This window comes from Microbulbifer sp. SAOS-129_SWC (genome assembly GCF_039696035.1).
In the GTDB taxonomy this organism is placed as follows: Bacteria; Pseudomonadota; Gammaproteobacteria; order Pseudomonadales; family Cellvibrionaceae; genus Microbulbifer.
Map to the genome: position 1 here is coordinate 4,126,262 of NZ_CP155567.1, position 12,421 is coordinate 4,138,682.

Consider the following 12,421-nt stretch of genomic DNA (forward strand, 5'->3'; position numbering starts at 1 on the left):
CCGCAGCCACTCTGAAAATGCATCAGCCGCCCTTCCGCACAGGGCCAAGTGCCACATAAAAGCCATAAGGAAAAAAATGAAAAACGTTGCGCTGTTCGCCTGTCTTTTCTCATTGGGCATTGCCGCCCCCTCCTTCGGCCAGGACAACGCCGACAACCGGATTCTCAAGGGACTGTTCGACACCACCCTGCAGGAAGCCATCGCCCGCCACGATATTCCCGCGGTGTCGCTCGCGCTGGTATCGCCGGACGGCATCGTGTACGAGGGCACCAAGGGCGTGCGCAAGATCGGCAGCCGTGCGCCGATGCAGGTGTCCGACCCGCTGCACGTAGGCTCCAACACCAAAGCCGTCACCGCCTACCTGGCCGCCATCCTGGTGCAGCAGGGCAAGATCCACTGGGATACCAAAGTCGCCGACGTGTTCCCCAAGATTCCCAAAGCCGCGGCGGACAAGTACCCGCAGGCAACGCTGGCCAAGCTGCTGTCGCACCAGGCGTGGATCAAGCCGATGACCAAGCAGGAGGATTTCGCCGGGCTGCCCAAAGACCTGCTGAACACCCACCTCGCTCCGGCAGCAGCCATGCAGGCGCGCAAGCGGTTTACGCTGCAGATGCTGCAGTACGAACCTTCCATGCCCAAGGGCGACAAGGACACCAACTACTCCAACGCCGGCTACGTGGTGGCCGCGGCAATGCTGGAACAGGTGGCCGGCAAGCCGTGGGAAACCCTGGTGCAGGACGATATCTTCAAGCCGCTGAACATCCACGCGCTGATCGGTTGGCCCGCCGCGCACAACCGCAACGGCGTTTACGGGCACCTGCTCAACGATGACGACAAACTGGTGGCCGACGACCCCAGCGCGCTGCCCACCATCCTCGCCCCCGCCGGCGACCTGAGCCTGTCGACCGAGGACAACGCCCGGTGGCTGATGGAAAACCTCAAATGCCTGCAGGGCACATCGAAACTGCTGCCGCGCACCGCGTGCCGGCGTATCGAGGTGGGCAACCCCGCCGCCAAGCAGCTGCCGATGGGCTGGAGTACCACCGTGCAGGGCGCGCTGGGCCGCGTCAGCACCCATGTGAGCTCCAGCGGCACCTTCATGACTTACGATGTGGTGTATGTCGATAAACAGCGCGCGGTGGCCATCACCATCAACAGCGCCAACCCCGACGCCGCACTGGCGTTCCGCGAGGTGTTTTCCGCGGTGAACAGCCAGCTGCTGTAAACCAGACCGGTTTCCCTCCGGCGTAACTACGCCAACGGCGCGCGGGGCTGCCCCGTGCGCCGCCACCTCCTCCACCGCCGATTCTTACCCGACCACCGATCCTTACCCCAGCGCCGACGTTTCCTCCACCGCCACCGGTTCTCCAGCGCCACCGGTTCTCCAGCGCCGCACTATCCGGCGCCACCGACACGCAGGCCACTTATAACTGCCTAGCATTAACAGGTGCGGCTTTAGTTTGAATATTGCGCCTGACGAACCGCCATAACATGCAACCCGGTTTCCCGCTTTACGCACGGGTGCGCGCATTTTTTCGCGCCGTGTCCCATGTGCCGCGCCGGCTTCATAGTGGGACAATGGTACATCGCAGAAATTGTTAGTTTTCCAATGCGCCTTTGGCGCGCGATGATAAGAAACCATTAGGAAAATAACGATGCGCTATAAAAATCTCTACAAGAGCGCGCTAGTAGTCTTAGCGATGACCTCACCGCTGCTGGCTTCCGCCCAGCAGTGCCAGACTCCCGCCCCCGTGTGGGAAGACAATTTCAACGGTACCACTCTCGATACCACAAAGTGGGAAGCCATGATCGGCGACGGCTGCAGCTACGGTATTTGCGGCTGGGGCAATAACGAGCTGCAGTACTACCAATCCCAGAATGCCACCGTGGCCAACGGCATCCTGACAATTACCGCGAAAAAAGAGCGGGTAAAGGGCAAGGCCTACACCTCCGCGCGCCTGCGCACCGCCAATATGCCCAACGGCGGCCAGTGGACCAACGGCCGCTTCGAGGCACGGATCAAGGTGCCGGACGGCACCGGCATGTGGTCCGCGTTCTGGATGCTGCCCACCGATCCGGCGGAATCCTGGCCGATCAGCGGCGAAATCGACATCATGGAATCCACCGGCCAGGCGGATGAATATGTGTCCGGCACGCTGCACTACGGCCAGCCCTACCCGGACAACGAATTCACCAGCAACCGCCTGCTCAGCCAGCCGCAGCCGTGGTCGGCCGACTTCCACACCTATGCGGTGGAGTGGGAGCCGAACGAGATGCGCTGGTATGTGGACGACCAGCTGTACGCCACGCTGACGCCCAACGACATGAGCAACAGCGCCTACTGGACCTTCGAGAATTACCAGTACCACTTCCTGCTGAACCTCGCCGTGGGCGGTTCGCTCGGCGGCACCGTGGACGACTCGCAGCTGCCGCAGACCATGCAGGTGGATTACGTGCGCGTGTACGACTACGGCCAGCCGTCCATAGCCGGCGACCGCATTGTGGACAACGGCGCGACCGCGACTTACTCGGTGACCGGCGCCATCGGCGCCAACCCGAACTACAGCTGGACCCTGCCCGCCGGCGCCACCCTGGTCTCCGGTGCCGGTACCTCCACCGTTACCGTGCAGTGGGCCAGTGCCGGCGGCGACCTGGGTGTCAGCGTCAGCGACGACTGCGGCGCCCGCGACCTCAGCCTGCCGGTGTACGTTTCGCCCAAGCTGGTCCAGGAAACGGTACTGGATGATTTCGAAGCCAACCGCATCCTCACCTATACCGCCAACGACGGCACCTTTGTGCAGGACGCGGTCAACCCGCTGCCGGACAGCGTGAACAGCTCTTCCACCGTGGCCATGTATACCCGTTCGGCCGCGGCGCAGTACGACGTGATTGCCGCCGACACCAGCGCCATCGCCGATGCCGACCCGTTTGTCGCCGGCACCAAGGCGTTCTACATGGACGTGTACACCACCGCGAGCCCCGGCACGCAGATTCTGGTGCAGCTGGAAGACAGCTCGCAGGCCACGGCGAGCAACTACCCCACCGGGCGCCACTCCAAGTACGCGGCCTACACCGGTTCCCAGAGCGGCTGGCAGCACCTGAAGTTTTCCCTCGATGACCGTATCGATGGCGGCACCCCCGCCAACGCGGTAGACAGCCTGGTGGTGCTGTTCGACCCGAACAGCTACAACGGCGATACCTACTACTTCGACAACTTCAGCATTTACGCTGCGGAAACCACCGGCAACCAGGCACCCACGGCCAGCGCCAGCCACAACTGCACCGCGCTGGACTGCAACTTCGACGGCAGCGCCAGCAGCGACAGCGACGGCCAGATCAGCAGCTACCAGTGGGACTTCGGTGACGGCAGCAACGCCAGCGGTGCCACCGCCAGCCACACCTACGCCGCCGCCGGCAGCTATACCGTCACCCTGACCGTGACCGACGACCAGGGCGCGACTGCCAACACCAGCTTCACGGTGAATGTTACCGATGGCGCCGCCGCCACCAGCATGTACGTGGCCAGCATCACCACCGGTACCGTCTCCGCCGGCCGCGGCCAGAAACAGGCCACCGCCACCGTGTCGATCCTCGATGACCTGGGCCGTGGCGTCAGCGGCGTTACGGTAACCGGCAACTTCAGCGGTTCCATTGTCGAGAACGGCGCGAGCGCCACCACCGATGCCAACGGCACCGCCGCGCTGACCAGCAGCGCTTCCGCCGGCGGCAACCTCACCGTACAGTTCTGCGTCAGCAACCTGAGCGGCAGCCTCAGCCACGACACCAGTGCGAGCACCGGCCTGTGCCAGTAACGGCCTGAGTGGGTGAAAGTACGGTGTTGAAGTGGGAGCGAGCCCGGCCCGCTTCGGCTCCAGCTCCATAATGCGGTGCGCCGCGCCCGCCGTGGACACGCGGGCGCGGCGCACCGGCGGTAAGATTTGATCAGAGGGCCCGGACGCGCGCCGGGCCTTCGCTCTCGCTAAACCTCTCTAAACTTCTCTAAGCTTTTCTCCGATTTTCTCTCCGCTCTCATCTCCGAGCATTACTGCCGCAACTCACAGTTCCGCCATGCGCGTGGGCGTTGCGTCGTTCAGCAGCGTGAGCTTGCCGAGCCCCAGTGCCTGCAGGCGCTCGAACTGGGTTTTCCTGTCGCCGACCACCAGCCAGATCATGCTGGCCGGATCCATATATTCCCCGGCGATATCCTGCACCCGCTGTACCGTCATCGCGCGGGTCACGGCTTCGCGCCGGCGCACATAGTCAGCCGGCCAACCGTATTCGCTCATGTTTTCCAGCAGGCCGAGCTTGGCCGAGGCGGTCTCGAACGCGCGCGCGTTACTGCGGATCAGATACGAGCGCGAGTTCTGCAGATCCGCGCCGGAGTAGGTAGCGGGGTAGTCTTTCAGGATCTGGTGAATCAGCGCCACCGATTCCGCGGTGACATTGGCGCGCACGCCAGTGCCGATGGCGAAGTCGCCGCCGCTCTTGCCGGCGGAGACGCCCGAGCGGATACCGTAGGTGTAGCCCTTGCCCTCGCGCAGCTGCTGCATCAGGCGCGAGGCAAAGCCGCCCCCGCCGAGGATGTAATTGGAAAACACCGCCGGGTAGTAGTCGTCCGACAACGCCGACATGGCCGGGCGGCCGATGCGCAGTACCGACTGCTTGGCGCCCGGCACATCGACAAAATAAATCCCCGGCGCGGCGGGTTTGGATTGCGGCTGCGGTACCTTCACCGCGTGCGCCGGCCAGTGATCCGCCAGCGGCGCGGCCGCGGCGAGAAACTCGGCTTGATCAATCGCGCCGACTACATGCACGCGGGTCACCGACGGCGACAGGTAATTTTTGTAATAGGCCTTGAGGTCATCCATGGTGATCGCGGCCACAGAAGCGGTGGTACCCAGCGGGTTGTAAGCGCGGATACTGTCGCGGCCATGCAGCAGGCGCGCGAACGCATTGCCGGCAATCGCATTGGGCTCCGCCGCGGCGCTCTTCAGCTGGCTGGTGACTTTCTTTTTCGCCAGCGCCAGCTCCTTGGTATCCCAGCGCGGCTGCAGCAGCATTTCCTGCACCAGCGCGAACACCGGCTGGAAGTTGCGCGCCAGCGTGCTCACGTCTACGCGCACGGCGTCCTGCCCGGCGTTGATACTGATCTCGGCGCCCAGGGTCTGGATGGCCGTTTCCAGTTCTTCCGGTGTGCGTTTGGCGGTGCCGCGCTCCATCATCATCGCGGTCAGGTTGGCCACGCCGGGCAGGTCGGTGTGCTCCTGCAGCTGGCCGCCGTCGATCACCAGGCTGAAATCGACCGTGGGCACCTCGTCGTTTTCAATCCCGTATACCTGCAGGCCATCGTCCAGAGCCGCCTGCCACACCTGCGGCACCGCGGTCTGCGCCGGATCGCCATAGGGCGGTTCCTTGCTGCGATCGAAGGTGGACGGCGTGCGGGCGTATTCCGCCTGCTGCGAGGTATCGAAGGATGCCTCGGCGCCGTTGACGATCTTCTCTTCCACGACCTGCGCGGGCTCGGAATCCGCCAGCGCCAGTTGCGCCTGCCCTTTGGGCACAAAGCTCGCGGCCACGAACGGGCGGCCCTTGATGTATTTGCGGTAGACCCGCTGCACATCGGCGGCAGTCACCGCCAGCAGCCGCTGGATATCCTCGCTGGCGTAACCGGCATTGCCGGTGAACACCTGGTACTGGGCCAGCTGGAAGCCCTTGCCCAGCACGCTGGACAGGCCGTTGTAGAAGGCGATTTCCTGCCCGGCCTTGATGCGCTTGAGATCCTTTTCCGCGATGCCCTCTTTCTCGAACAGCGCAAACGCTTCATTAATGCCGCGGTACACCGCATCCAGGTCGCGGCCGTCGAACGCCTGCACGCGCAGCTGCGTCTGCCCGGCCAGCTCCGATTCATACGCGGCCATGGAGACGTTGGCGGTGAGCTGCTGGTCTTCCACCAGCACGCGGTACAGCGGCGCGCGCTTGCCCTGCGACAGGTATTCGCGCAGCACCGCCAGCGGGTAGCTGTCCGGCGCATAGCGCGGCACCGTGGGCCACGCCAGCGTGAGCGCCGGCACCCGGGCGAAGTTATCCTCGTAATAGCGGCGCACACTCTGCTTCAGCACCGCCGGCTGCTTGGGCGCGCGCTCGATCGGCTGCCCCGCCGGGATCTCGTCGAAATAGTGGTGCACCCAGGCTTTCGCCTGCTCGATATCGAAATCGCCGGCGACGACCAAAGTGACATTGTTGGGGACATACCAGCGCTTGAAGAAGGTTTTGACGTCATCGAGGGTGGCGTCCTGCAGGTCTTCCAGCGAGCCGATCACCTCCCAGCTGTAGGGGTGCCCCGCCGGGTAGAGATTGCGGTCGATCACGTACTGGGTGTGGCCGTAGGGGCGGTTGTCGTAGCTCTGGCGCTTTTCGTTCTTCACCACCTGCTTTTCCTTGGCCAGCACCGGCTCGGTCACGGTGTTGATAAACCAGCCCAGCTTGTCCGCCTCGGCCCAGAGCATTTTCTCCAGCGCGTCTTTGGGCACCGTCTGGTAGTAGTTGGTCCTGTCGCGGGAGGTGGACCCGTTGGCCCCGGAACCACCGATGCGCGCACTCATCGCATCCAGCCCGCCCTTGCCCAGGTTCTCGGACTCCAGGAACAGCAGGTGCTCGAACAGGTGCGCAAAGCCGGTGCGGCCCGCCTTCTCCCGCGCCGACCCCACATGCGCCGTCAGCGACACCGCCACCACGGGGTCGGAGCGGTCGATATGGAAGAGCACATTGAGGCCGTTCTTCAGCTGGAACTGCTGGTAGTCGATGCCGAACTGACCCTTGGCTTGAACTTGAGGCTGGGATTGGGATTCGGGCTTGGATTCCGGCTGTTTTTTAGCCTGATCGCAGCCCGGCAGGCCCAGCGCGGCGATGGATACGGCGGCCAGCAGGCCGATAGAGGCCGTCAGGTTCCTGAACATGGTGATTTCCTATGCATTGTTATGTTCGTGAAGATAGCAGGAGTGGTGGGGTTGGGCGACTGGGAGTAAGCAGGGGAAACTCGTTAAATAGTACCGATGACGACCGTCTTATATGAGACTTTGGAGCCCCCGGCACCATACTGCACTATGCATGAAATGCTTAACAAAAATTACAGGTTGTCACAGTGCCTCCCCAATTCATCCCCTTCGTGGTATAAACCACAATAAATAAATTGAGATAGCGGTCATAACTCTGTATAGATGCAACATACATACACCGACCTTCTAATAGGTTATTTCACAATGTAATGCTGCTTAAATTATTCCCAAGCAAAATAAAATCAAGAAATACAAGCTTTTAATAGGTATAACAAGTTAAAAACTCTAACAAGGTTTGAATTTTACTCTGCCAAAATCTTTTACGATTAAATAAAATCTAAGAATATTGTCAGATATTCCCAACGAAAAACCTAAAAACAATTAACTCACAATGATAGAATACTTAGCCAAAACAATAATAATTGCACTCCTTATACTTGCCTTATTAGTCATAATTTTTAAAACATTTAAATCTAAGATATTTAGAATTAATGCCAGAAAAATTTTGTATGAAAGTGCTTTTGCTTTATTTCTCAGAAACAATAGATTTACGCAAATTGTACTACCGTCTTTTACCGGCGCTTATTTTCTTTGCCTAGACGTATGGGGAAGTGACTGGAAAATTGTAAGCGACCACAAGCCATTTCATGAATTTATATTTTCGATTCTAATAATCGGCTCACTTTGCACCGCAATATTGCGAGGGATTGGCGATTGGTACGAAGGAAAATCTGACAAAGAATATATCGCATTTATTGAACGATTCTCAGTATTAACCGCAAGAGTTGTATCTCAAAAGTTAGCTAGATTTAAGAAAAACCTAAAAAGATTGACTCCAACTGGTAACACATTCAGAGCCATAACGCACCCAAACGATCAAATCGATATAATTCTACAAGAAACTTTAGGGCTATTAAGAGAAATCTTCAAGATAAGTGAAAATGCTGCGTGCATTACCATCATGCATTCAAATCCAAATAAGCAGGACTGGAGTTACATAAAAGACACCAGTGGCAACTGGGTCCATACTCCAGCGCAAGAACTTCTAAAGAATGGTTCGACAGCAGCAAATTGCCTAGAAACAGGAGAGGCTGTATTCTTCCCGTGCAAGGAAGAAGCCGCCAAACTTAATTTATACTATCTATCCGATAGAGATAGACGAATGGAGACTGGTAGCGTATTTTGCTATCCAGCGTTAATACAAACGCCAAATTACATTGACTCTTATGTAATTTCTATTATCACATATGGTCCAACCTTGTGTGACCCAATTGACACAAGACATGCAAACGCCATAAAAGAAATTTTAATAGACATATGCCGAAGGATTGATCTAGAGTTAACGCTGAGATCTATGAGGGATTGGCAGGATTTTCATTCTCCGACGAAAAAAGGAAGTGCCCACGATGAAACTACTAATTGAATATTTTTTCAGCAACTCAAAACATGGGCGCCCGGATGAAACAGCTTTAAATAGAGATCGATTTGATCGATTTGCTACAGCTCTACGTGAAGCCAGGGAAGTAAAACCCGTTAAAGACTATTCTGTGTTAGATAATCACGCATTAAATGGGCCCGCCAACCGTAGCATTCACGCTGACTGATTAACCGCAATTAACTATAATTAGTAGCAGGAGCAGATGAGAATTTTGACGCAGAGTCAAATCGCAAAATTTCGACTACTATTCAGTCAAATATCTTAATCTCCCCCTACTAATTAAAATTAAGCCGGCTCCCCCTCCCTTTTTTCAGTCTCTAATTTTGATTTTGACTGATTCGACCGGTCCCTCCCTTCCAAACCGGATATAGTTTCTATCGATCGATCAATTTTTTCTCGTTCATTTTCAAGCGCGCTTTTCGCTCTAACTTCCAACACTTCAGTCAACTTGCCAATCCCAGGAATTTTTGCAACCTTTTCAATAGCGTCCCCAAGTTTTGAGCTCTTCTCTAATGCGTCGATAACCGGGTGATCTGACTTGTTATAATCTGATATAAGCTTTCCTGGATTCTCAGAACTTACGTCCAGAATATTGTGAAGCAACTTAATCCTTAACTCCGTCGAAATACTATCATTTTCAATGCTCTCTATTTGATTCGACAGACCTTCGAATGTTTTACTAAGAACTTCCTTGTGCGTATATTCTTCAATCAAACGTTTTGATAAATTCGCTTTTTTATTGGAAGAATAAGCCACCCAGAGAAGGGGAATGTATACCGGCAATATAGCAAGAACTGTATTAGGTAAGTCGAGAAGGATTTCTTCTAGCGTTTTCCCCTCAGAAAAAAGGTAGGCATTTAGAGAGAAAGGTATGAGTGAAACCAAAAGAAGTCCTGCAATAGCCCATTTAAAGGTGCTATTTAATCTATCTCGCTCGTCGATTTCCGCGGTTCTTTTATCGTAATAGGCACTACTAAGACCGGCGGTCAGTGCATCAGGTAGAAGTTTTTTTATTTTCTCAGCTAGCTCTAAGTACTCATCTCTCCACTCAATCACCGTATCATCAAACGAATCTTTTTGAGAAGTGAACGCGTCATTCAATTTGGACTTTGCATCACTTACCAACTCCTCTATCTTTGTTCTTGAAGATTTTATATCACTACTCAATTTCGAATAAGCCGCCTCCAGCTCGTCCTTCAATCCTTCAACTCTCTCCGAATTACCATTTTCATCACTCTCTTCATCATAACCCATTACTTCATAGTAAATTTCATCAAACTCATTTTTGCGCTTCACTATCCCATTGTATAGAGCATTTATCTTATTTAGGGATTGTTCACCACTGTCATAAATACTTTTTAAATTTTTTATTTTTTCACTAAGCTCATCACTATTATTAAAAAGCTCTTCAACTTCGTCGACTCGATTCTTAATTTCAAATATTCTCGCATGAAAACTCTCACTCTCCATCGTAAATTGCTCTACATTTGCAAAATAAGAGTTAGCATCCCTCTCAATTTTTTCTATTTTAGAAATTGCAACTCGAGAGCTTTCCAGATGTTTCTGCGCCTCGTCTTTCGCTTCCAGCGCTCTATTTCTATATTCTGATGTTTTTTTCGAAGCTTGTTGAGCTTCCCGCGAAGATTCGAAAGGCGTCTCCGGAATCCGCTTCTTAAGCTCTTCAATTTCCTTGGACAATTTCCCAATTAATTCTTCAACGTTAATTTTTTTCTTCATTGTTCTTACGCATTTAAATATTGACGCCACTTCACCTATAAAGCTTGAAGTCGCTCACATTTTATAAAGAAGCTTTTATAGCATGCTGAAGAATATGACGCGAGAACCCCAAAATAGCTCCGGACAATGTTAGTTAGCACACACTCACTAAAAAAATAGCGCTAAATCAACATTTTGACTCTGATCTCACTAGTAACATCTAGCGATTACATGATGATCTAATTCTGCTTATTTGAATTTAAATAATTGAATAATTGGGGTCACCCATTAGCCGGCCCCCGTCAAGTGGGCGAGGGCTGCTCTAGGCTATCGCCCATCAACTGACAATCGTGTCCGTCCGTGCGCCTGAAATTTCTATTTGGGAAGCCACTTCGATGAAGTGCTTCAGTCACCCATCTGGATCTAGGCCTGTTGAGATGCTGCACACTCAGGTGTAGTAACTCGCCCGTTGCACTCGGTGCACCAGAAAATCATCAGTTCCTGCCACCGTCCTTATATGGTTACAGAGTCTTGGCCTCGAGGGCCACCCCTTCCTTGGCTCGACACCAGGGCACTTCTTGACAGCAATTGCTGTTAGGGCCCCCTGTCGCTAATAAGTGGGGTTAATAAGTGGGGTCACCCATTAGCCGGTCTCCGTCAACTGGACGATGGCTGCTCTAGGCTATCGCCCATCACCTGACAATCGTGTCCGTCCGTGCGCCTGAAATTTCTATTTTAGAAGCTTCTTCAATGGAAGTGCTTCAGTCACCCATCTGGATCTAGGCCTATAGAGGGACTGCACACTCAGGTGTAGTCCCTCGCCCGTTGCACTCTGTGCACCAGAAAATCATCAGTTCCCGCTGCCGTCCTTATTTGATTACAGAGTCTTGGCCTCAAGGGCCACCCCTTGCATGGCTCGGCACCAGGGCACTTCTTGACAGCAATTGCTGTTAGAGGCCCCTGTCGCGATATTCAGAGTAGCTGGCTCTTTGTCCTACCCCATTTTGATCTGCGACAGGGGCGCAAATCATGCGAAAGCGCGTTTCACATCGAAAACCGTATTCTGTTTCAGCATGTGATATACCGCTCTCGCTAGCTTGTTGGCTACCGATTTCTTGGCAACCAATATATGAGTCTTGGATGTCTTGCGTTGGTAATATTTTTTAATCTCTGGGCTCCAGATCGCGCTTAGGTGGGCCGCCTCCATAAAGGCCCAGGCAAGCCAAGGGTTGCCATTCCTCTTGTTGCCAGTGCCTTTGCTCTTTCCATTGCTGATCTTCTTGCTGGGTACGCAACGAACATACGAGGAGTAATTTCTTACATCAGGGAAACGGTCCATACTGCCGGATTCCAGCGCGATCATTTGGGACAGTATCTGACCGACACCTGGTATGCTTTGCAGTAATTTGTTTTCCGTGGTGTTGACGCAGTATCCGGAAACTCGCTGTTCGAGTAGTTTAACTGACTTATTTATCGCTTCGATTTGCATCAAATTGATCATGGCCGAGTCTCTGACGACCTGCTCGGCCATCAGTTCATCAATGGCTTTCTGGTCAAGTCTTTTCAGCTGATTGGCACTCAATCGCATGCCTGTATGACGAGCGATCATTCCTTGAAGGTTTAGGTTAAGCATAGTGCGCTGCTTGACTAGCAGAGTACGTTTTCTAAGTAAGTCTCTGATATTCCGCTGTTCCCTAGGCATGATATGGCCAGCGGGCAATATCTCTAGCCTTAGAAGGTTTGCCAGAAAACGCGCATCGGATTTATCGTCTGTGTGCTTGATCCCGCTGTATTGTTGAATTGCCGCGGTATTGGCCAGCTGCACTTGGTATCCATCATCTTCTAAGCCATCTACAAGCCAATACCAGTTGTAAGTCGATTCGACAACAACTGTCTGAATATCCTCCGAGAAGGGTGCTAATTGACCAAGAATCGCTGAGATATCATTGGGACATTTTTTGCTCAAAATGAGTTTATCCCGTTCATCAATAACTACAACTACAGAATTGTTGGAGTGTAAATCGATTCCGCAATATAGTTTCATCGTTCGGCTCCCCTGTGAGTGGCAGATCAAGTGTGGAAACTCGATGTTGGCACTTATGGTGGGAGCCGGCTAGATGATTATCAGATCAACTTTTTGACAGCCATCTCCACCGTTACATAAGGCGTAAAAATTTTGATCTTACCCCACTTATTTCTATGTGTGCGTGAA

Annotated in this window: 7 protein-coding genes; 4 read left to right on the forward strand and 3 right to left on the reverse strand. The window is 54.1% G+C overall.

The window, feature by feature from the left end; genetic code table 11:
- Positions 1-76 precede the first annotated feature (76 nt).
- The gene (locus tag ABDK11_RS17480) at positions 77-1,225 is read left to right on the forward strand and encodes a serine hydrolase domain-containing protein (RefSeq protein ID WP_346837806.1); all 1,149 of its coding nucleotides are present in this window, start codon (positions 77-79) and stop codon (positions 1,223-1,225) included.
- A 430-nt stretch (positions 1,226-1,655) separates the two neighbouring features.
- Positions 1,656-3,812 (forward strand): PKD domain-containing protein, encoded by a 2,157-nt coding sequence (locus ABDK11_RS17485; RefSeq protein ID WP_346837807.1) that lies wholly within the window; start codon positions 1,656-1,658, stop codon positions 3,810-3,812.
- Positions 3,813-4,055: 243 nt separating this feature from the next.
- Here the strand turns inward: ABDK11_RS17485 and ABDK11_RS17490 are convergent, their stop codons facing one another.
- Positions 4,056-6,956: a pitrilysin family protein gene (locus ABDK11_RS17490; RefSeq protein ID WP_346837808.1), complete on the reverse strand. Its 2,901-nt coding sequence runs from the start codon at positions 6,954-6,956 to the stop codon at positions 4,056-4,058.
- Positions 6,957-7,446: 490 nt separating this feature from the next.
- Here ABDK11_RS17490 and ABDK11_RS17495 point away from each other — a divergent pair, with 490 nt between their 5' ends.
- Complete coding sequence (locus tag ABDK11_RS17495; protein WP_346837809.1) at positions 7,447-8,478, forward strand: hypothetical protein; 1,032 nt, start codon at positions 7,447-7,449, stop codon at positions 8,476-8,478.
- On the forward strand, positions 8,462-8,659 hold the full coding sequence (locus ABDK11_RS17500; protein WP_346837810.1) for a hypothetical protein: 198 nt from the start codon (positions 8,462-8,464) through the stop codon (positions 8,657-8,659). The genes ABDK11_RS17495 and ABDK11_RS17500 overlap by 17 nt, the downstream gene beginning before the upstream one ends.
- A gap of 119 nt (positions 8,660-8,778) precedes the next feature.
- Here the strand turns inward: ABDK11_RS17500 and ABDK11_RS17505 are convergent, their stop codons facing one another.
- On the reverse strand, positions 8,779-10,230 hold the full coding sequence (locus tag ABDK11_RS17505; RefSeq protein WP_346837811.1) for a hypothetical protein: 1,452 nt from the start codon (positions 10,228-10,230) through the stop codon (positions 8,779-8,781).
- A gap of 1,006 nt (positions 10,231-11,236) precedes the next feature.
- Positions 11,237-12,253 carry an IS110 family transposase gene (locus ABDK11_RS17510; RefSeq protein ID WP_346837812.1) on the reverse strand — a complete coding sequence of 339 codons (1,017 nt, stop codon included), beginning with the start codon at positions 12,251-12,253 and terminating at the stop codon, positions 11,237-11,239.
- Positions 12,254-12,421 lie beyond the last annotated feature (168 nt).